This window comes from Xanthobacter aminoxidans, assembly GCF_023571765.1.
Classification (GTDB): Bacteria; Pseudomonadota; Alphaproteobacteria; order Rhizobiales; family Xanthobacteraceae; genus Xanthobacter; species Xanthobacter aminoxidans.
Genome location: NZ_JAMJXC010000005.1, coordinates 24,826 through 43,439 on the forward strand (window position 1 = coordinate 24,826; position 18,614 = coordinate 43,439).

The 18,614-nt window shown below is 63.7% G+C and carries 22 protein-coding genes and 1 tRNA gene; 7 read left to right on the forward strand and 16 right to left on the reverse strand.

All coding sequences use genetic code 11. The features are described from left to right. Positions 1-45: 45 nt before the first annotated feature. The 5 genes from EJ105_RS09820 to EJ105_RS09840 form a co-directional block, all read right to left on the reverse strand. The gene (locus EJ105_RS09820) at positions 46-1,455 is read right to left on the reverse strand and encodes an esterase-like activity of phytase family protein (RefSeq protein ID WP_250166180.1); all 1,410 of its coding nucleotides are present in this window, start codon (positions 1,453-1,455) and stop codon (positions 46-48) included. Between the two features lie 95 nt (positions 1,456-1,550). Then, entirely contained in the window at positions 1,551-2,546 is a 996-nt protein-coding gene (locus EJ105_RS09825; RefSeq protein WP_250166181.1) for a zinc transporter ZntB, read from the reverse strand. Between the two features lie 78 nt (positions 2,547-2,624). Beyond that, positions 2,625-4,016: a M20/M25/M40 family metallo-hydrolase gene (locus EJ105_RS09830; RefSeq protein ID WP_250166182.1), complete on the reverse strand. Its 1,392-nt coding sequence runs from the start codon at positions 4,014-4,016 to the stop codon at positions 2,625-2,627. Positions 4,017-4,127: 111 nt separating this feature from the next. Continuing rightward, positions 4,128-4,559 carry an ANTAR domain-containing protein gene (locus EJ105_RS09835; RefSeq protein ID WP_156026210.1) on the reverse strand — a complete coding sequence of 144 codons (432 nt, stop codon included), beginning with the start codon at positions 4,557-4,559 and terminating at the stop codon, positions 4,128-4,130. Between the two features lie 289 nt (positions 4,560-4,848). After that, positions 4,849-6,435: a helicase HerA-like C-terminal domain-containing protein gene (locus tag EJ105_RS09840; protein WP_347881308.1), complete on the reverse strand. Its 1,587-nt coding sequence runs from the start codon at positions 6,433-6,435 to the stop codon at positions 4,849-4,851. A gap of 394 nt (positions 6,436-6,829) precedes the next feature. On the opposite strand from EJ105_RS09840, the gene EJ105_RS09845 reads away from it, so the two are divergent. The 3 genes from EJ105_RS09845 (at position 6,830) to EJ105_RS09855 (ending at position 7,900) form a co-directional block, all read left to right on the forward strand. Beyond that, positions 6,830-7,210, forward strand: coding sequence for a hypothetical protein (locus EJ105_RS09845; protein WP_250166183.1), 381 nt, complete (start codon positions 6,830-6,832; stop codon positions 7,208-7,210). Positions 7,211-7,300: 90 nt separating this feature from the next. Continuing rightward, complete coding sequence (locus tag EJ105_RS09850) at positions 7,301-7,708, forward strand: DUF4332 domain-containing protein (protein ID WP_250166184.1); 408 nt, start codon at positions 7,301-7,303, stop codon at positions 7,706-7,708. A gap of 116 nt (positions 7,709-7,824) precedes the next feature. Further along, positions 7,825-7,900 (forward strand) — tRNA-Thr (locus EJ105_RS09855). A 263-nt stretch (positions 7,901-8,163) separates the two neighbouring features. Here EJ105_RS09855 and EJ105_RS09860 read toward each other — a convergent pair. From EJ105_RS09860 to EJ105_RS09870, 3 genes are read right to left on the reverse strand one after another with little or no spacing between them, the layout of a single operon-like run. Continuing rightward, the gene (locus EJ105_RS09860; RefSeq protein ID WP_250166185.1) at positions 8,164-8,361 is read right to left on the reverse strand and encodes a hypothetical protein; all 198 of its coding nucleotides are present in this window, start codon (positions 8,359-8,361) and stop codon (positions 8,164-8,166) included. Positions 8,362-8,386: 25 nt separating this feature from the next. Continuing rightward, entirely contained in the window at positions 8,387-8,830 is a 444-nt protein-coding gene (locus tag EJ105_RS09865; RefSeq protein ID WP_250166186.1) for a hypothetical protein, read from the reverse strand. Then, positions 8,823-9,395, reverse strand: a complete 573-nt coding sequence (locus EJ105_RS09870; protein ID WP_250166187.1) for a hypothetical protein — start codon at positions 9,393-9,395, stop codon at positions 8,823-8,825. The genes EJ105_RS09865 and EJ105_RS09870 overlap by 8 nt, the downstream gene beginning before the upstream one ends. A gap of 410 nt (positions 9,396-9,805) precedes the next feature. Between EJ105_RS09870 and EJ105_RS09875 the strand changes: the two genes are divergently transcribed. The 3 genes from EJ105_RS09875 to EJ105_RS09885 all read left to right on the forward strand — a co-directional run bounded on the left by EJ105_RS09875 (position 9,806) and on the right by EJ105_RS09885 (position 11,049). After that, positions 9,806-10,054, forward strand: coding sequence for a BrnT family toxin (locus EJ105_RS09875; protein WP_024278037.1), 249 nt, complete (start codon positions 9,806-9,808; stop codon positions 10,052-10,054). After that, positions 10,051-10,359 carry a BrnA antitoxin family protein gene (locus EJ105_RS09880; RefSeq protein WP_250166188.1) on the forward strand — a complete coding sequence of 103 codons (309 nt, stop codon included), beginning with the start codon at positions 10,051-10,053 and terminating at the stop codon, positions 10,357-10,359. The genes EJ105_RS09875 and EJ105_RS09880 overlap by 4 nt, the downstream gene beginning before the upstream one ends. 75 nt (positions 10,360-10,434) lie before the next feature. Then, positions 10,435-11,049 carry a hypothetical protein gene (locus tag EJ105_RS09885; protein WP_250166189.1) on the forward strand — a complete coding sequence of 205 codons (615 nt, stop codon included), beginning with the start codon at positions 10,435-10,437 and terminating at the stop codon, positions 11,047-11,049. A gap of 49 nt (positions 11,050-11,098) precedes the next feature. On the opposite strand, the gene EJ105_RS09890 is transcribed toward EJ105_RS09885, so the two are convergent. Then, positions 11,099-11,548 carry a phage antirepressor KilAC domain-containing protein gene (locus EJ105_RS09890; RefSeq protein WP_250166190.1) on the reverse strand — a complete coding sequence of 150 codons (450 nt, stop codon included), beginning with the start codon at positions 11,546-11,548 and terminating at the stop codon, positions 11,099-11,101. Between the two features lie 77 nt (positions 11,549-11,625). On the opposite strand from EJ105_RS09890, the gene EJ105_RS09895 reads away from it, so the two are divergent. Then, positions 11,626-12,894 carry an AAA family ATPase gene (locus EJ105_RS09895; protein ID WP_250166191.1) on the forward strand — a complete coding sequence of 423 codons (1,269 nt, stop codon included), beginning with the start codon at positions 11,626-11,628 and terminating at the stop codon, positions 12,892-12,894. Between the two features lie 19 nt (positions 12,895-12,913). Here EJ105_RS09895 and EJ105_RS09900 read toward each other — a convergent pair whose 3' ends face one another. The 7 genes from EJ105_RS09900 to EJ105_RS09930 form a co-directional block, all read right to left on the reverse strand. After that, on the reverse strand, positions 12,914-13,654 hold the full coding sequence (locus tag EJ105_RS09900) for a phage antirepressor KilAC domain-containing protein (RefSeq protein ID WP_250166192.1): 741 nt from the start codon (positions 13,652-13,654) through the stop codon (positions 12,914-12,916). A gap of 179 nt (positions 13,655-13,833) precedes the next feature. Beyond that, complete coding sequence (locus tag EJ105_RS09905) at positions 13,834-14,295, reverse strand: GNAT family N-acetyltransferase (protein ID WP_250166193.1); 462 nt, start codon at positions 14,293-14,295, stop codon at positions 13,834-13,836. Continuing rightward, positions 14,292-14,624 carry a hypothetical protein gene (locus EJ105_RS09910; RefSeq protein WP_250166194.1) on the reverse strand — a complete coding sequence of 111 codons (333 nt, stop codon included), beginning with the start codon at positions 14,622-14,624 and terminating at the stop codon, positions 14,292-14,294. Before EJ105_RS09910 ends, EJ105_RS09905 begins: the two co-directional genes overlap by 4 nt. A 31-nt stretch (positions 14,625-14,655) precedes the next feature. Continuing rightward, complete coding sequence (locus EJ105_RS09915; RefSeq protein ID WP_250166195.1) at positions 14,656-15,420, reverse strand: hypothetical protein; 765 nt, start codon at positions 15,418-15,420, stop codon at positions 14,656-14,658. Between the two features lie 172 nt (positions 15,421-15,592). After that, a complete protein-coding gene (locus EJ105_RS09920) occupies positions 15,593-17,287 on the reverse strand; it encodes a phage major capsid protein (protein WP_250166196.1) in 1,695 nt (564 codons plus the stop codon). Then, a complete protein-coding gene (locus tag EJ105_RS09925) occupies positions 17,277-17,990 on the reverse strand; it encodes a hypothetical protein (protein ID WP_250166197.1) in 714 nt (237 codons plus the stop codon). The genes EJ105_RS09920 and EJ105_RS09925 overlap by 11 nt, the downstream gene beginning before the upstream one ends. Positions 17,991-18,083: 93 nt before the next feature. Further along, positions 18,084-18,605 (reverse strand): hypothetical protein, encoded by a 522-nt coding sequence (locus EJ105_RS09930; RefSeq protein WP_250166198.1) that lies wholly within the window; start codon positions 18,603-18,605, stop codon positions 18,084-18,086. Positions 18,606-18,614: the final 9 nt, after the last annotated feature.

Genomic DNA, 18,614 nt, shown 5'->3' on the forward strand with positions numbered 1-18,614 from the left:
CGGGCTCTCGCCCGGCCTTTTGCTTTCGTGCGCGGCCCTCCAGGCTCACTTGGCGCCGAGCAGATCCGGCACGCTGAGGAGGACGAACTCATTGTCGTCGTTCTTCTGCGGGCTGCGGCCGGCCGAGTAGGGCAGGTTGTTGTCGTTGCCCACCACGATCTCGGTGGGGCTCACCATCACCACGTCCTCGATGGTGAAGAAGGGCAGGTCGAGAACGCCTTCGGTGCCACCCTGCTTCGCCTTGCCGTTCGGATCCTTGATGGCGAGGAGGTCGATATAGCCGACCTTGCGCACCGTCTGGCCGACGGTCTCGGGCGAGAAGGCGATCTTGTAGACGCGCTTGAACTGGGCCGGCTTGTCGAAGCAGCTCGGCTCGGCCTTGCCGGCGGGGCAGGCCTTGAAGCGGGAGCCTTCCAGGCTGTCGCGCTCGATGACGAGGCCGTGGGTGTCGTCGATCATGTTGAAGTCGCCGATGGCATTGCCCGCCACCGCCAGCGGATACTTCCACGAGCGGCCGGTCCATTCGCGCTTGCCGAGATCGAACTCGACGATGCGCAGCACCTCGGCCTCGCCCACCTTCTCCTTGCCGCCGGCGGCCGCATCGAACAGCGGGCCTTCGAGCAGGGCGTAGAGCTTCGTCTTGTCCGGGGAGAGCGCCATGCCCTCGAAGCCCTTGGAGCGATAGACGTTGAACGCCACCTTGCCGTCCGGCGCGCCGGGCGTGGTGACGGCCGGGTGATCGGGTGAGCGCACCACCTTGCCGTCCACCTTGGTCTCGAACACCGCCTTCACCTTCCCGTCGAGGTCGGTCTCGATGAGGAAGGGGCCGAACTCGTCGCCGAACCACAGGCTGTCACCCACGCGCTGGATCGATTCGAGATCGAAGTCCGAGCCGGTTAGGTAGCGCGTGGCGGTGCCTTCCATCGTGATCGGGTAGGGCACCTTGCGGTCCGGGTCGCTGATGAAGATGGTCTTCAGGCGCTCGATGGTGCCGGCCTTGAAGTCCATCTTCAGCCGGTGGGCGGTCAGCATGGCGTCCGGCGAGTTGGCCTTGGAGCCGAAGCCGTTGTCGGTGAGGACGAGGAAATTCCCGTCGCCCTCGGAGACGATGCCGGAGAAGCCCTGCACCGGCTGCCCCTCGAACGGCAGGGAAAGGCCGGTCTCGCGCGGGGCGGACGCGTTGGACAGGACGCTCACGCCCTTCACGCTGCCGATGGCATCAATGCGCACGCGATTGGCGCCGGTGAACTTGCCCGACGTCTTGAGCGCATCCGGCGCGTCGGCGGGGGCGGGGACGAAGGTCGCGGCCGGCAGGACCACGTGGCCGGCGAGGACGGCCGGGAAGGCGGAGCCTTCCGCGGCCTTGTCCTGGCTGGACTTATCCTGGGAAAGAGCCGGCGAAACAAACGCGGCTCCGGCGAGCAGCGCGAGGGCAAAGCATTTCAGGGTGCGCATGGGAAACCTCCAAAGGTCCGTGCGCACCGCATCTGCGGCATCATCCTTGACGCAGCGGCGACAGCCCCGCGAACTTTGCATGACCTAGAGGAAGATCAGATCCATCTCAGCCGGCGGAAGCTCCACAGGAGGATGAAGCCGAGCAGCAGCAGGAACACGCTGAGCGCCCAGAAGGCGGCGGGATCGCTGCTGCCGGGAATGCCGCCCACATTCATGCCGAACATGCCCGAGATGAGCGTCATGGGTGCGAACACCACCGTGACCACGGCGAGCACCAGCATGGACTTGTTCATCTGCTCGGCGCGCGCATCCACCATCTGGTCACGGATGACGGCGGCGCGCTCGCGCACGCTGTCCAGCTCCTCGGAGAAGCGGGCGACGCGGTCGGCGGCATCGCGCAGGCGGTTTCTGTCCTTGGGTCCCATCCAGGGGTCGTCTTCCAGCGCGAAGTGATTGAGCGCCTCGCGCTGGGGCGCGATGTGGCGGCGCAGCTTGATGGCCACCCGGCGCAGCACGGCGAGCTTGGGCAGAAGCTCGGACGTCTCCGTGATGAGGACGGCGTCCTCAAGTTCGTCGGCCTCCTCGATCAACGTCGTCACCACCGCATCCACCCGTTCCACGAGGCGCATGGAGAGATCCGCCACGAACTCACCCTGGGAGCGCGGGCAACGGCCGCGGCCGAGCGCATCCTCGAAGTCGGCGATGGCCGAGAGGAAATCGTGCTGCACCGAGACGATGCGGCGGGCGTCCACCCACAGGTGGACGGTGATGAGCTCCTCCGGCAGCGCGTTTCGCTGCAGGTTGATGCCGCGCAGGGAGAGCAGGGCACCATCGGCGAACATCACGCAGCGCGGGCGGCACTGGTCCTCCGCCATGCTCTCCAGCGCCGGTGCGTCGAGACCGACATCCTGCCGCAGCCAGGTTTGCGACATCCGGGGCAGATGGCGAAAATGCAGCCAGATGAAGCCGCCGTCGGGGGCGGTGGCCGACACGGCCTCCTCCGGCTTGATGCGCCCGGCGCCCCCTTTGCCGTCGAACCACCACGCCGAGACGAGGCCCTGCGTGTCGATGGTGGAGGGGGGAGAGGCCATGGCAGGTTCCGTCGCTGACGTATCGTGCCCTTCCTCGCACGATTGCACGACGCGAAAAAGTCTTGGCGTTACGTCAGCTCACCGCTGCGCGAGCGCGTCGAGAATCCGCACCCAGCTTCGCGTGCCCTTGTGGAACGACGTGAGGTCGTACTTCTCGTTGGGCGAGTGGACGCGATCATCGTCCAGGGCGAAGCCGATCAGCAGCGTGTCCACCCCCAGCCGGTCCTTGAACTGGCCCACCACGGGGATGGAGCCGCCCGAGCCGATGGTGACCGGAGCGACACCCCACTCCGCCTCAAGTGCCCCGGCGGCGTGGCCGAGGTCCGGGCTCTCCGGCGGCACGAGGAAGGCGCGGGCGCCCTCGCCCCAGTGGAAGACGGCCCGGCAATCGGCCGGCACGCGCGCCGCCACGAAGGTTTCGAAGCCGGCCCGCAGCTTGGCCGGGTCCTGGTCCGCCACGAGGCGGAAGGAGATCTTGGCGGTCGCCCGCGCCGGGATGATGGTCTTGGTGCCGGCTCCGGTATAGCCGCCGAACATACCGTTGACCTCGAAGGTCGGCCGCGACTGGATCTGCTCGATCACCAGCCGGTCGCTCTCGCCGGCGGAGACGGAAAGGCCCACGGGCTTCAGGAAGGCTTCGGCGGTGAGCCCCAGTTCCTGCCAGCGGGCGCGCACCTCGGCGGGCGGTTCGCGCACATCGTCGTAGAAGCCGGGCAGCGTCACCCGGCCGTCGGCGTCATGGGCGTCGGCGAGGATGGCGGCCAGCACATGGATGGGGTTGCGCGCGGCGCCGCCGAACAGGCCGGAATGCAGGTCGCGGTCGGCACCCTCGATGGTCAGCTCGGTGTGCAGGATGCCGCGGAGCGAGCTGGTGATGGAGGGGGTGCGCTGGTCCCACATGCCGGTGTCGCAAACGAGCGCGAGATCGGCCGAAAGCTCGCCCGCATGGGCGGCGAGGAAGCCGGGGAGGTTGGGCGAGCCGCATTCCTCCTCGCCTTCCAGCAGAACGGTGACATCCACCGGCAACGCGCCGCGGGTCGATCGGAACGCCCGGAGCGCCTCGAGGAAGGTCAGCACCTGCCCTTTGTCGTCGCAGGCGCCGCGGCCGACGATGGTGCGCCGCCCGTCCGGCGTGGTGCCGAGGCGCGGCTCGAACGGAGGTGTTTCCCACAGGTTCAGCGGGTCCACCGGCTGCACGTCGTAATGGCCGTAGAACAGCACGCGCCGCGATGCACCGGTGTCTGTGCGGGCGACCACCACCGGATGGCCGGCGGTGGGATGGACGACGGCGGTGAAGCCGAGGGCCTCAAGCTCTCCCGCCACCCAGTCCGCGGCGCTCCGGCAGGCAGCCGCGTGGGCGGGGTCGGTGGAGATGGACGGGATCCTGAGGAAGTCGAACAGACGCTCCAGCGCCCCGTCGAGTCCCGCATCCACCGCCTTCAGAACCGGATCAAGTTCCGTTGCCGCCATCTCGCCCTCCGCCAGCGCAACCTCTGTCACGGGCCGCGATGGACCCGGAATCGCTGGGATGCTGGCGGTAGCGGGACCGTCTGGCAAGGTGCCAGACGGTCAGGCGCCGGATCAGCTGGCGGTGACGAGATCGGCGGGCGTGGCGATCACTGCAGAAGCCGGGCGCCCTAGACGGCGCGCGCGCTGGAGGACCGAGCCGATGCGGCGATAGAGCAGCCGCGGGGCGACGGGCGTGCCGAGCGCGGCGTCATAGCCGGTCCGGCCGGCGATGCGCACGAGCTGCTGCGCCGGAACTTCGGCAACGAGCACGGCAGGAATGCCGGCACCGAAGCGGAAGGGATTGGTGGGGGCATCCTCGGGATCGTCCACCTGCACCACGAGCACATCGGCGGTGCCCTGGGCGGAAGGATCGGTCACTTCGTCGATGGACGCGACCTCGCGCACGGATCCGACCCCAAGGGCGGACAGAGCGAGGCGCGTCGCCTGGCGACGTTCCATATTGGCATCAAGGAGGACGATGCGGGCAGTGGGTAACACCTTCATGAGGCGCTCCAGGTCATGGCGCGCCTCGGTCCCCATCCGCACGGGAAGAAGGCTCGGGCACGCGTGGTGAGCATCCCTGCCGACGCGACCCCGCAATCCCGCCGACACTCTATGACACTACCGCTAGGAGTCTTCTGACGCAACACTTTCGACACCGCGACCGTTGAGCTGCCCTGCCGGACCGCCGCGATCGCGGCCACGCTGCCGTTAGGTACCGACGGACGGTGCGACAGCACCTTGAGCCGTGCTGCGGCCGGATCGGCCCGGCGCAGAGGCCATCACCCGCCCGTCACCGTTTGCTGATGCTGCCCAGAATGCCTCTCAGGATGGCTTTTCCCAGCTGGGAGCCGACCTGAGTCGCCACCGAACGCGCCACTTGCCGCACTACCACTTCGGTGGTGGACATGCGCGTGCTGGGCCGGGTGCCGGTGGAGCCGGTACCGGCGGTTCGCCCGGTGGGGGAGGGGACGCGCGGCGTCGGCGCACCCGTGGCGGTTCCCAGGACGCCGCCCAGGATGCTGTCGAGAATGCTGCCGCCGCCCGAGGACGGCGCGGCGTCCTCCGGCTCCGGCTGGGTCTTTTCCTCGGTCCGCGCCTGCAGCATCTCGAAGGCCGATTCGCGATCCACCGGCGTGTCGTAGAGGTGCCCGACCGGGCTTTTCGCCAGAATGGCCGCGCGCTCGGCGGGTGTGAGCGGCCCGATGCGGCCGGAGGGCGGCCGGATGAGCGTGCGCTCGACCATGGAGGGAATGCCGTTGCCTTCCAGCATGGACACCAGCGCCTCGCCCTTGCCCAGCTCCATGATGGCCTTGGCCGTGTCCAGGTCCGGATTGGGCCGGAAGGTCTCGGCGGCGGCCTTTACGGCCTTCTGGTCACGAGGCGTAAAGGCGCGCAGCGCGTGCTGCACCCGGTTGCCGAGCTGGGCGAGAACCGTCTCCGGCACGTCGAGCGGGTTCTGGGTAACGAAATAGACCCCGACGCCCTTGGAGCGGATGAGCCGCACCACCTGCTCCACCTTCTCCAGCAGCGCCTTGGGCGCCTCGTTGAAGAGGAGGTGGGCCTCGTCGAAGAAGAAGACGAGCTTGGGCTTGTCCGGGTCGCCTACCTCGGGCAAGCGCTCGAACAGCTCCGAGAGCAGCCAGAGCAGGAAGCAGGCATAGAGGCGCGGCGAGCCCATCAGCTTGTCGGCGGCGAGGATGTTGATGGTGCCGTAGCCGGAGCGGTCCACCCGCATGATGTCGGCGATGTCGAGCGCCGGCTCGCCGAAGAACTTGTCCGCACCCTGGTTCTCCAGCACGAGGAGCTGGCGCTGGATGGCACCGACGCTCTGCGCCGAGACGTTGCCGTAGGTGGCCGTCAGGGTCGCCGCATTGGCGGAGACGTGGGCCAGCATCGCCCGAAGGTCCTTCAGATCGAGCAGCAGTAGGCCCTGCTCGTCGGCGATACGGAAGACGATGTTGAGCACGCCTTCCTGCGTGTCATTCAGGCCCATCAGGCGGGCGAGCAACAAAGGCCCCATCTCGGAGATGGTGGCGCGCACCGGGTGGCCCTGCTCGCCGAACATGTCCCAGAAGATCACCGGGAAGCTGTCGGGCGTGTAGGTGATGCCCACCTCTTCGGCGCGCTTCAGCAGGAAGTCCTTGGCCTCGCCTTGGGCGGCAACGCCGGAGAGGTCGCCCTTGATGTCGGCGGCGAACACCGGCACGCCGGCCCGCGAGAAGCCCTCCGCCAGCACCTGCAGCGTCACCGTCTTGCCGGTGCCGGTGGCGCCGGTAACGAGGCCGTGGCGGTTGGCGAGGCGCAGGGTGAGATATTCGTCCTTGGACTTGGCGTGGGTCGCCGCCGCCTCTGACTGGCCGAGGAAGCTACGTCCCACGAGGATGCGGCCGTCGGATTCGGGCGCCGGCGCCCGCCCGCCGGACGGCGCTGCGGACGAGGTTCTCGGAACTGACGTGCGGCTCCAGGGGCCGGCCGGCGGCGCGGCACCGGCCGGGGCGCTCTGTTCAGGGCTCGTCCCGGAATTCGTCCCTGGGCTCTTGACCATGGCGGTGTCCTCACTCGCGGCACGTGGTCCAGCCGAATCGCGCGTTCGGGTCCGGCCGCGGCATCGGGGAGTTTTCGCCCGCCTTCGGGATGCGGGCAAGTCCGTTGCAGCACCGCTCACGCTTGAGGGCGCCGTTCGGCGGTCGCGGCCGGCCACGCTTGCGAAAGTGCGCCATGCCCGGCAATCTCACGCCAGTCTCGCCTGCGATGCGGCGCAAGGAGATGGCATGGACGAGTTGATTGAGCGTCTGACCGAGCGTGTCGAAGTGAATGGCCCGACGGCCGAGGCCCTGGTTGCCATCGTCATCCAGTTTCTCGCGCGCGAGGCGCCGGCCAGCGCCATGGCGCCCCTCTACGAAACCCACCCCTGGGCTAAGGCGCTCGCCGACGCCGCGCCGCGCGAGGACGCCACCGCCCAGTCCGAGCGGCATTTCGGCGGCATGGCGCGTCTGATGCAGGTCGCCGACCGCATGATGGCCCATGGGCTCACCATGCCGCAGGTGCAATTGGCCGTCCGCGAGACCGTGGCCTATGCCTGCGAGACCGTCGGTGCGGAACCTGTGAACCTGCTCGTGCGCTCGGTGCCCGGCCTGACCCATGTGGTGTGACGGCTAGGGGTGCGGGGTAGTTGACTCGGCCCACGATTGTGGCCTGATCTTGATGCCGGCATGCACAAGCCGGGTTCGAAGGGGGGTCGCATGTCCTATCCCATCATCGAGATCGAAGGCGTCGGCGCGGTCTATGCCGAGAAGCTGAAGACGGCCGGGATCACAACCACCGAGGGGCTGCTGGAGAGGGCCAAGTCGCCCAAGCTGCGCAAGGAACTCGCGGCGGCCACGGGGATCGACGAGAGCCGCGTCCTCAAATGGGCCAACATGGCCGACCTGATGCGCATCAAGGGCGTGGGCGAGGAATATTCCGAGCTGCTCGAGGCGGCAGGCGTCGACACGGTGAAGGAACTGAAGACCCGCGTGCCGGCCAACCTCACCAAGGCCATGGCCGAGGCGAACGCCAAGCGCAAGCTGGTGCGCGCATTGCCCACCGAGAGCATGGTGGAGAAGTGGGTGGCGCAGGCCAAGGAGCTGCCGCCCGTGCTCACCTACTGAGCCTGTCCCATCCCACACCGGCCGCACCGGACCGACCGCCGGTGCGGCGCGCGTGGGGATGCGTTGCGGCGGACCCTTGAAAACCGCCCGTCCTCCCCGTAATAGAGGGCGCGCGTGCCGCGGTAGCTCAGCTGGTAGAGCAACGCATTCGTAATGCGTGGGTCGGGGGTTCGAATCCCTTCCGCGGCACCATAAAATCAAAGACTTACGGACAATTTCCACTTCGCTTACATGACCATGTAAGCAGCTTGTAAGCGCTAGACCCACAATCTTCGGCCATTGCCGTCATGGCAACGCCCCCGCCATTTTGAGCTGGGGAGCCTCGGATTCGCGCCGCTTCGCATCTTCAGTGTCGTTCTGGAAGCAGGCCCGGCCGCTTTGAGCGGTCGAGCCGAAGCGATGCTGGGAGCATCGATCTGCGGTGGCTAAGGGCGGCGCCGCCCTTCGTGGCCGCATCAGCCGTCGGCGGCTCCCATGCGTCCGCGCCGGCTGGGATTCTGCCGATCAAGCTCCGCTTCAAGAAGGCGGATGACCTGGTCGGCCATCTCCTCGATGGTGCGGCACAAGGTACATGCGGTTTCAACCACAGCCTCCGGGTCCCCTTGGCTAAGGACAAGATGGGTGGCGATGCTGATGTTGCGGAGGTCGTACATGCGATCAGCCGCTGTCACGAGAGGGCTACCCACGATGCGCCTCCTTTGTCACGAAGGTGCGGATGGTCGCGCAGAGATCGCCCACCTCTGCCTCCGGCATATCGAGCCCGGCCCAGCCCAGGCGCGACTGGACGAAATCGAGATAGGCGAGCATGCCTTCGCGTGTGGTGGGCACCGTGCGCAGAGCGGCGGCGGTTGATGCCTGCAGGTGGCCAACGACGGCCCTGCTCTCTGCGAGCAGAGATGCGCAGACCGGCTTCCCACTTGGGAAGCAATCCTCCTCCCTGTTCATCACGTCGTCGAAGGCCAGATAGTCTCGCCTCACATTGGCGATGGCCGCGAACACCGGATCTGCAGGAGCTGCCTGCGCTTTCGGGAGCACAGCCACAGGCACCGCCAGCGCGGCGACGGTGCCGAGGGCGCCGCCGGCCTTCAGAAGGGCGCGGCGGGATGGTGAGGTGTCATGCATGGCGAAGCCCTCCGGCACGGGCCTCGCGCACGGCGGGGACGAAGACGCCGACGATGCGGCCGACAAGGCACTCGGCGGCGTGCTCGGTCGTGTATGGACCATCTGAGGTGCCCACCATGCCGGCGCGCCGCAGTCGCTCGCGTTCGGCAGGATCATCCGGCGGCATCCAGAAACACGCGGTCCAGCACGTCGCAGGCACGGAACCTGGCTCCGGCCGCGTGGTCCACCCCCTTCCGCGCTGAAGAAACATCGAGCGCGCCCGCATCTGGACGATGCGCCAGGCGAGGCCTACGCGGGTCCGCGGCGAGGTGAAGGAGATGACGTAAAGCTCGCGGTCCCACGGCTCATGGTCCGACAGGTCGACCACTGCGAATTCGCCCTTCTGCAGGTGCGGTGCAAAGGTGTCGTCTGGCACCTCGAACGTCATGTGGCCGGGCGGCACCTCATTGAGCACCAGGAAGGCGCGCAGCTCGGGCTGGTGCTCGAAGGGGACGGGGAGGGAGGGCAAAGGGGTGACGTGCGTGCCCGTGGGTGCAGGGCCCGGGATATTCTCGCGGTTATTCATGATCGTTGGTCCAGGTTTCCGCCTCTCACAGCGGTCGCCGGCAGCGGGCCAGCATCCGGGGGGTGAGAACCTGCCTGGACGACAGGTCGGGCGCTTTTACGCCTAAGCGCTGGACAGCACGCCCGCCCCCGGACAATATGGTCCGGTTCGGAGCCGCGCCGCCAAGCGCGTCCGTCGCTCTGCCGTTACCGGCAGTCGCAGTTCGACCGTCGCCATCCCCGCCAAGGGACGTGCGAAATCCTCGCCAAAGGAGATGCGGTCTAGTCCAAGTCCGGGTTCTCACACCCACCGGGCAGGTTGCACATATTCGCCGTATTCCGCAAGCGGACCCCGCAAGGGGTCGCGCTCGCATGCCTAATTTTCTGTAGCTACGTTGACAGGCGGATTTCCGTAGCTACAAATAATCCGCCATGAAGATCCTTTGGGACGAGCCGAAGCGCCTCGCGAACCTCGCCAAGCATGGGCTGGATTTCGCCGATCTGGACGAGGCCTTCTTCGCCGGCGCCGTGGTTCGTCCCGCCAAGCTCGGTCGCTTCAAGGCCATCGGTCGCCGGGCCGACGGCAGCCTCGCCGTGATCTTCGCCACGCGCGGCGCCGAGGCCATTTCGGTCATCAGCATGCGGCCGGCTTCAACCGCGGAACGGAGGTTCCTGCCATGACGAAAAAGCCCATGAAGGAATTCGAGCCGGGGCACGGCTTCAGCAAGGCGGACTGGGACGCGGTGTCCGACAACCCGGAATGGACCGAGGAGGAAATCCGCACGGCGAAGCCCTTCGCCGAGGCGTTCCCCGACCTTGCCGCCACGATCAAGCGCGGACGGCCGAAGGCCAAGAACCCGAAGGAGCTGCTTTCGCTCCGGATCGACGCCGACGTGGTGGAAGCCTTCCGCAACACCGGGCCAGGATGGCAAGGACGGATGAATGCCGCCCTGCGCAAGGCGGCGGGGCTGAAGTCGGCGTCGTAACCCAGCACGCCGCACAATTGGTCAAACGACGTTGTTTTAGGCCAAATGCGAGTCGGGATTTGGGAGGCCGTATCAATGAAGGATGGGCACTGGAACGCAGGAGTTACCACGACCGGCGGGGTAACTCTTGGTTTCATTGGCGCTGTATTGATTATGACAATCAGCGTCAAAAATGAATCGCTCGATTGGAGTGACTGGTTGCAGTTTGCTGGAACACTTATCGGTGCCGCGGCGACAATCGCAGCGGGTGTATTGGCGTGGATTTCGATCCAAAGACAGATCGACGCTCCAGAGTATAGATCAATTCAAGTCATTCTTACATTTACGTATAGCGCTAGAGACGCTGCATCTGTTGCAATTTCATCATTATCTGAATTGATTTCAAATGAGTCTAAATTAGACGTTATTGATGTTATGCGCGAACATAAAATTATAAGCTCGATTGCGGATAGATTTTCTAAATCTATATGTCTTGTGAATGATGTTGATGAGGCCTGCAAAATGGCTCCAGCAATTGTAATATTACGGACTAGAGATTTGCAAAATAGCATAAATATAGCCAAGTCAGATTTGTGCAATTCAAAAAGATACAGTGATATAATAGCGCTTCGTAGTCAATTGAAAAGAGTATATATCGATGCAGATGATGTAATTGCTGCAATGAATAAGCATTCAGAGACAAAAATTTAGTATATAATACTTAATCAAAAATGTAACTGTTTACACTATGGTATCGGGGTTAAATTAGCCTGGCCTGGGCGTTCAGCACCTTCGCGAGCTTCGCGAGGCCCTTGGGGGTGATGCGCACCTGTTCCGTCACCTTGTGGCGGCCATTGGTGCGCACCAGCGTCGTGAGCTTCATCTCCAGATCGCCGTTGGCAAGGTGTTCGTGGTAGCCCACATCATGCTCGGCTCCCGGCCGGCGGTAGATCCAGCCACGGGACCGCAGATAGGCGAAAAGCTCCTTGGGCATGATCTGGAGCATCTTGGCTGCATCGGTGATGCAGAAGCTCCCCGCCGCGTCGGCGATGCGGTCCAGTGCGCCCGCCTTTTCCTCAAGGGCGCGGCTGTTCTCCTCGAGCGCCAGCACCTTCTCGGCATAGCCCAGGAGAATACCGCGCAGCGCCGAGGGGTCGTTCAGCACCTTGAGCAGATCGACGGGGAGGGAGGCCTGAGCTTCCAGCGCCATCCCCAACTTAACTAGCCCCACCTCCAACTTGATGGCATACTTCGCCAAGTTGCAACGATTCGCTAGTGGGGGCAGGCGTGGCTCTTGATGTCCGGAAGATTCCCAAAACGCCCGAAGATTGGCTGGCGATCGAATTTGAGGCCAATCAGCTTTTCAGCCCGGCAGCTCCGATCAACGAAGCCGAATTGTTTGCCGGTCGGCAGCCTCAGGTGCGGCGCCTGTTAGACGCGGTGTCGGAGCGTGGGCGTCACGCCGTTCTGTTCGGCGAGCGCGGCGTCGGTAAGACGTCGCTGGCAAATATTTTTCACATTCTTGTTGGTGCTATATCAAGCAAAGCAATAATTCCAATCTGGAAACAGTGCTATCCAACAGACACATTCTCGTCTCTGTGGCGTCGTGTTTTCGATAGCATGACCGTTGATACACACATCGATGGGAAAATTGTTAGGTCTAGAGTCAGTGAATCATATGAGGACAGCATATTCCCTGATGACGTTGTTAACGAGCTGTCTAATTTTTCACTAAATCACGATCCGATCGTTGTATTTGATGAGTTTGATAAGATAACTGATCAAGAGCTAAAAAGTCTTATGTCTCATACATTGAAGGCGTTATCCGATAGGGGGGTTAATTGTACGATATTAATTGTGGGAGTTGCAGAGGACATAAATGTATTGATATCAGAGCATTCTTCTGTTGAACGAAATTTAACGGAAATCAAGATGCCGAGAATGTCGCCGGTCGAGATGAATCAGATTTTAGATAAGATAATTCCGAAACTTGGAATGAAAATTGATGGAGATTCCAGGTGGAAGATTGTAACGTTGTCGAGAGGTCTGCCAACATATGTTCATTATCTCGGAAGGGAGGCAGTTAAGGCAGCCGTTTCCAGAAGAAGTCTGAAAATTCAAGAGATTGATGTAAATATTGCTATAAGTGCTCTTATCGAATTGTCAGATCAAAGTACTAGAAGTGCTTACGCTGAAGCTGTTCATAGTAATAAGAAAAATAATTTGTATAAGGAGGTTTTGCTTGCTTGTGCGATTTGCAATACAGATGATGAAGGTCGCTTTACGCCTTCGGATGTGATTGAGCCTCTTTCTAAGATACTTGGGAAGAGGGTAACTATAGCAAATTTTCAAAACCACTTAAACGCGTTTGTTGAGGCGGTTAGGGGTGGAATATTGGAAAAAAAGGGGTTGACTCGGGCATTCAAATATAGATTTAGGGAGCCGAAGATGCAGCCGTATGTAATAATGCGCGGAATGTCTGATGGTTTTCTTTCCGAGGATGCTCTTACCATTCTGTCTGCGCCAGAACAGCCGCGTTTGTTTAACGACATTTGATGGATATCGGTCCTGTAATTCAAAATAGTCGTTCCTGGGCATTTAGTACCTTAGCGAGCTTCGCGAGGCCCTTGGGCGTGATGCGCACCTGTTCCGTTACCTTGTGGCGGCCATTCGTGCGCACCAGCGTCGTGAGCTTCATTTCCAGATCGCCATTGGCCAGGTGCTCGTGGTAGCCGACATCATGCTCGGCGCCCGGCCGGCGGTAGATCCAGCCACGGGACCGCAGGTAGGCAAAAAGTTCCTTGGGCATGATCTGGAGCATCTTGGCGGCATCGGTGATGCAGAAGCTCCCGGCCGCATCGGCGATGCGGTCCAATGCGCCCGCCTTTTCCTCGAGGGCGCGGCTGCTCTCCTCAAGCGACAGGACCTTCTCGGCATAGCCGAGAAGGATGCCGCGCAGCGCCGAGGGGTCGTTTAGCACCTTGAGCAGATCGACGGGGAGGGCGGCCTGAGCTTCCAGCGCCATCCACCGATCAACGATCCGCGCGCGCAGCTCGACGCTGTAGCCGGACACAAGCACCATGGTTTCGCGCTTCGGCAGGCGGAAGATGGGATAGGCCTGCCCGTTCTGCGCGTTGTGGTGGGTATGCTCAAATCTGAGCACACCCCCTTCGCCGTGCAGCTCCGCCAGCATGGCCCGAATGTCCCGCATCACATTGCGGTGCTCCTTGCCCGTCAGCTCGGCGATTTCCATGCTTGTCATGGTCAATGGCGCAGAGCCGCCTGCGGTGACGGACATGTTCGCAAGCTCGCCCATCGTCATGCCCTCCATGGCACCAAGACGCCAGCGCCGGCGCCCTTAAATCGCCCGCCCCGCCGAGCCTCACACGCCGGGGACGCGCCAGCTGCGCACGTCGCGCAGGACGTTCACGACGTCCGCGCACTGACTCTTCCACCACTGCTGAAGCGTCTGCATCAGCTGCTCCGGCGAGATGTTCATGCCAGCCGTTTTGCGAACGACTGCTCAATGCCGCGGAATCCCATCCGCTCATAAAGCCTGCGCACCATGTCGCCCTTGAATGGCTGGATGCACGCGAGCGTCGCCAGGGCGCACCCTTTCTCGATAGCCCAAGCCTCATAGCGTTGAAGCATTTCCATGGAGAGACGGGACCCGCGGTGCTCGGGCTCAACCCACCATGCAAGTTCGGTGGCCTGAAGCGACGGCGAAGTGATGCCGCCATGGCACATCGCGACGAACATGCCGATCGGCAATTGATCTACCACTGCCACCATCACAAGGCCGGCGGGCTCTGTGATCAAGCGGACAAGCAGCGCACGCGCGTGTTCGGCGTCGAAACAGATCGACCGCTCATGTTCGATATAAGCTGCATGAAAATGCCGCCCCATCTCAATGAGAGATGAAATGTCTTCGAGACGAGCGAGGCGAATTTCTTTCACGGCCGCTCTCCTACTGGAAATCGCCCACATAAATATGTATTAGGAAGGCGTTCGCAGGCAATGTCGTCAATGCGCTTCAGGGCATGTTGCTCTGCGCGGCTCGCAATTGAATTCGCCTCATCCATGCAATAGCCGCGGGATAGAGCCCTCTCTTGGATTTCCTTCCGGCGTTGAGCAAAGGCCATCGCGAGATAATCGGGCACTAAATAGTGTCCAGAGTCGTCCCTCTGGATCGGATCGCATCCATATTCGTGGGCGCATTTTGCTCCAAACGCAATCCCAAGATAATCCCCATACTGATTCGCAGGAATGCGTTTCTCGATATACATCCAAAACTCCTGATGTCGACTTGATCTTTTCTTAGCGGTTCTGCCAGGCGCGAACGCAATCAGTGATGAGAGTGGCGACGCCGGTGCCGGAGGGCTTGTAGACGCCGAGGTAGGGCTGAAGCACAGCGAGGGCGCCGGTGGCGGCGAAGCTGACGGCGTTTTCGGGCGAGACCTGCGCGCCGTTGACGAAGAACCGGACGTTCGCGATATCGCTGGCATCGATGCGCAGGATTGCCCAGTCCGAAGCCGCCAGGGTGACGCCGGTCGAGACCGACGTGGTGGTGACGCCGTCGAAGCTTCGGAAATAGAGCAGGCCGGAGCCGTTGGCCTGAAAACGCGCATAGCAGGCATTGTTGTCGGGGCCATCGATCCAGTCGGAGCAGACGCCGGCCACGGCCTGCACGCCGGCCCCGCTCGGAAGCACCGAAAGGCGAATGCGCGTCTCGAAGACGAGTCCCTTCGTGATGTCGAGACCCTTCTGGTTGCCCCAGTACAGCACCGCATCCTGCTTCTCGGACGCCGCCGTGAGAGCGCAGGCCATCTGCCCACCGATGGCTGATGCCACGCCAGCCACAGTGGGCGGTGCTACGCCAACGATCTTTTTCATCCACCCCATGTTCGGCCAAGCCACCTGAGCCTGCGCCGCTTCATCGCGGGTCATGCCGGGCACCGTGAGCTTGCCGCGCCCGATGAAATCGTCGCTGAAGGCAAGGGGCGCCAGACGAGCGACGGTTTCGCGGCTGTCGCCATCGAAAAATTCTTGGGTGAACGCAACCCATTTGCTGTTCGTTGCCATTCTTCGTCTTCCACCTCCGCACCAATTTCGAAAACTACTCCCGCCCCCGCGCGCATGGACAAGACGCATCGGGGGCGGGAGTGACTGCCCTCGCCGTCACCGGCGGCGGGGGCACATCACCTGCGGCGCACCTGGCCCGCCGCAGGGAAGGGAGTGGCTGGCGGCGGGGCCGTCAGCTGCCGCCGAGCACGACGAAGGGGCTCTTCGTGATGCCGCCGGAATAGGGCGTGATGGGCGTCGCCCATTTGGGCATGCCATCCAGGCGCCAGACGAAGCGGAAGACGGCTTCATCGTTAAGGAACCGGACGTGGGCCGAGAGCACCCCCTCCGGCCCGCCACCGAGCATCAGGAGGTATTGCGACAGGTCGCACAGCACGAGGTCGCCCCGCCCGCCGGGCGCTGTCGCCTGCTCCACCGGGATCACGGGGCGGCCATAGAGGCAGGCATATTCGGAGCCATCGGCGCCCGCCGGGCGATAGATGGTGGGCGAGATGCCGGAGCCCAGCCCCGCCTCCAGATCCTCATGCACGAGCCACACCGCGCGGCGGCGGGACGGCGCCGGGAGCCGCGCGAACATCTGGACGATGTTGTCTTCGGTCACCGAGCCGGACGCCTGCCCGGCGCGCGCGACAGTGATGGCGGCGGGGGAATTCAGCACGCCGAGCGGTACGCCCGCGCCAGTGCCCGCAAAGATGGCCTGATCGAGCTTGAAGGCCATTTCGGCGGCGAAGACGCTTCGCACCAACGTCTCGAGCAACTTCGCATCCGCCATCAGCTCGTTGGTGACGACCACAGCCGCGAACAGCTTCTTGGCCGACAAGGCGAGGCCTCGCATGTGAGGCAGGCTATCCGGAATGGTGTCCGCCTCCGCACCCCACCATGCCCGGGCGCCGCCGAAGCGGGAGCCATCGGCTCGGCTTTTTTCATCCACCGCAGGCAGGCGCACGTCACTGAGATTGCGGGCAGTGGCGAGTGGTTGGATGTAAGGCAGCAGCGCCGAGTCGCCGTAGAGCGAGCCCACCAGTTCCTCAACGAATTGCGGGGGCACGAGGAAGCCGCCGCTTGTTGGGTCTCCCAAGTTGGCGCCCATCGGCGCCCGCACAAGGCGGTGATCTACTTCGGACCGCGCGATGTTTGGCGAACTCGCAGACGCGAGCGCGCGCAGATAGCTACCGAAGCCGTCGAACCCTCCGGTCAATCGACGGTCAACGGCAGTGGAACGGTTCTCCACTCTGGGCGCCGAACGAAGGACCACGCCAGGCCGGGAATTGGACTCCCGGCTCGCGAAAGCCGCCATCAATCCCGCGTACTCCTGCCCCGCGCCTGCCGAGCGCGATTGAGCAACGGCGTTCGCATTGGCAGGAACCGGCACAATAGAAAGTTCCAAAAGCTCCTGCTTCTTGAAGTCGATGCCGCCTGGGCGGCTCTTGTCGTTGGAGAAAGACCATTCCAGAGGCTGGAAGCCGACCGACACGCAGTTGAGGAACCCGCCCTTCACCAAGCGGAACACCACGTCCGCCTCGGGATTCACATCAGCCGCGGCGAACTCCACATCGCCGATGAGGCGGTTGCCCTCGACGCGGAGGTTCAGCACCTTGCCTACGACGTTGGTGGCCTGCTTGTCGTTGTGGCCGAACAGCACCACGGGATTGGCGCGGTAGGAGTCCAATACCCAGCCGCGCTGATCGATGGTGTCGCCATAGCGGTCCACCGAATTGTCGGAAAAGACGAAAGAGACCACGCGGCTGTCCGGCTTGTCCTTCGAACCGGTATCCAACAGGCGCAAGACAGACAGGGACTCGCGGCGCGGCGCACCCAGATCGAGCCCCATGCTCTGAACGGCAGGGCGGAGCGAATTAATGGCCATTCTTCAGATCCTTGAGATTGGTGATGTTGGTTTCCGCGCGCTGCGCCGCATCGGGCTGGGCCGGAGGCACTGCCACCTTGATTTCGGGCAAGGCGGACTTGATGCGAGCGATAGCTGCGGGAATGCCGCTCTGGTCGGCCACCAGGAAGAGCGCTTCCGCCTGAGGGCGCGCAGCGCGGAGGGCCATCCGGCGCGCATCGGCGGCGTCGGCATCGCTGGCGACGACTCGGGTGCTAACTTGGCCAGTGAGGGGGTGGCGCTTGCTCTCGATCTCGGTGAAGGGTTGGAAACGGCGGAGCTTTTCCTCTTCGTCGAGCAGCCACCCGATGAACTCGGCGACGGCGGGGGAAGCGGTCGCGCGCAGTTCGGCTTGCAGGTTTGCCATGGCCATGGTGTGCGCCTGCGACGCGATGAGGCCGCGTCTGAAGTCTACGACCATGTGATTGCGCGCATCCTGCAACGCCTTCTCAGCGGCGCGGATGGCGGTAGCGCTTTCCTCGCGCGCCTTCTGATTGTTTAGGAACGTCTCGCGCGACGCCTTTTCCTCGGCAGCGAGAGCGGCGGCAACCTCCACGCGGTGCGCAGTGATGGTGGCGGCGCGCGCCGCCATGGCATCGCGCGCCATGTCGCTTTCGGCGAGGGCCTGCATCACCTCCGGCAGCACAGGCACGGGCGCCGGCTGGCGGGACGAGAAAAAGCTCATGGAGTCTCTCCGGGTTTGGCTCATTGCGCACGACACCACGAAAGGCGTGCAGTGAAACCTGCCCCTTTCGCTGCACAACATTCGTTCGTGATTTCAGATGCTTGTGAGGATGTCCCGGAGCCGTCGGGGGCTGAAGGGCACACCGCCGCCGCAGGCGTGGAAGGCCTCGAAGAGGAGAGCGTCGGCGCGGCCGGAATAGGATTCGGGACAGGCGGGCAGGTGATGATCTGTCCGGCGCCAGCGGACGGCGTAGCGGCGCAACTGCGCGCTCAGGGCATCAATGCGAGCGGCAAAAGACCGATCTTCCGGAAGCATGGCGAAGAGGGCGCATAGCGCGCGGTCGCGGCGAGCCTGATCCTCGATGGTCCACCAGGGCGCCGCACCGATCTGCGTCGCCACGCCGAAGGCATCATCGAGGGTGATGCCGGACGCGGCGGCATCGAGATAGGTGAGGAAGCCGTAGGCGAGCCATGGCCCATGCGGGCCGAGCGGTTCCCCCGCCAGGGCGCGGCGCGCCACCTCCCGCAGCCGGCGCGCGTTCACAACGGCCGTGGCGCCGGCATCCTGCTCTTCGCCTTCGTCATTGGCTGCGAGAGGAGGGGGCGTGGCCGTCATGGTGGGCGC

Excerpts from the sequence above, each read along its gene's own strand:
- EJ105_RS09925 (WP_250166197.1), bottom strand. The coding sequence starts at position 17,990 with ATGAGCTTTTTCTCGTCCCGCCAGCCGGCGCCCGTGCCTGTGCTGCCG.
- EJ105_RS09915 (WP_250166195.1), bottom strand. The coding sequence starts at position 15,420 with ATGGCAACGAACAGCAAATGGGTTGCGTTCACCCAAGAATTTTTCGAT.
- EJ105_RS09930 (WP_250166198.1), bottom strand. The coding sequence starts at position 18,605 with ATGACGGCCACGCCCCCTCCTCTCGCAGCCAATGACGAAGGCGAAGAG.
- EJ105_RS09885 (WP_250166189.1), top strand. The coding sequence starts at position 10,435 with ATGAAGGATGGGCACTGGAACGCAGGAGTTACCACGACCGGCGGGGTA.
- EJ105_RS09830 (WP_250166182.1), bottom strand. The coding sequence starts at position 4,016 with ATGGCGGCAACGGAACTTGATCCGGTTCTGAAGGCGGTGGATGCGGGA.
- EJ105_RS09910 (WP_250166194.1), bottom strand. The coding sequence starts at position 14,624 with ATGTATATCGAGAAACGCATTCCTGCGAATCAGTATGGGGATTATCTT.
- EJ105_RS09860 (WP_250166185.1), bottom strand. The coding sequence starts at position 8,361 with ATGTACGACCTCCGCAACATCAGCATCGCCACCCATCTTGTCCTTAGC.
- EJ105_RS09835 (WP_156026210.1), bottom strand. The coding sequence starts at position 4,559 with ATGAAGGTGTTACCCACTGCCCGCATCGTCCTCCTTGATGCCAATATG.
- EJ105_RS09825 (WP_250166181.1), bottom strand. The coding sequence starts at position 2,546 with ATGGCCTCTCCCCCCTCCACCATCGACACGCAGGGCCTCGTCTCGGCG.
- EJ105_RS09820 (WP_250166180.1), bottom strand. The coding sequence starts at position 1,455 with ATGCGCACCCTGAAATGCTTTGCCCTCGCGCTGCTCGCCGGAGCCGCG.
- EJ105_RS09850 (WP_250166184.1), top strand. The coding sequence starts at position 7,301 with ATGTCCTATCCCATCATCGAGATCGAAGGCGTCGGCGCGGTCTATGCC.
- EJ105_RS09845 (WP_250166183.1), top strand. The coding sequence starts at position 6,830 with ATGGACGAGTTGATTGAGCGTCTGACCGAGCGTGTCGAAGTGAATGGC.
- EJ105_RS09875 (WP_024278037.1), top strand. The coding sequence starts at position 9,806 with ATGAAGATCCTTTGGGACGAGCCGAAGCGCCTCGCGAACCTCGCCAAG.
- EJ105_RS09920 (WP_250166196.1), bottom strand. The coding sequence starts at position 17,287 with ATGGCCATTAATTCGCTCCGCCCTGCCGTTCAGAGCATGGGGCTCGAT.
- EJ105_RS09865 (WP_250166186.1), bottom strand. The coding sequence starts at position 8,830 with ATGCATGACACCTCACCATCCCGCCGCGCCCTTCTGAAGGCCGGCGGC.
- EJ105_RS09890 (WP_250166190.1), bottom strand. The coding sequence starts at position 11,548 with ATGGCGCTGGAAGCTCAGGCCTCCCTCCCCGTCGATCTGCTCAAGGTG.
- EJ105_RS09900 (WP_250166192.1), bottom strand. The coding sequence starts at position 13,654 with ATGGGCGAGCTTGCGAACATGTCCGTCACCGCAGGCGGCTCTGCGCCA.
- EJ105_RS09880 (WP_250166188.1), top strand. The coding sequence starts at position 10,051 with ATGACGAAAAAGCCCATGAAGGAATTCGAGCCGGGGCACGGCTTCAGC.
- EJ105_RS09870 (WP_250166187.1), bottom strand. The coding sequence starts at position 9,395 with ATGAATAACCGCGAGAATATCCCGGGCCCTGCACCCACGGGCACGCAC.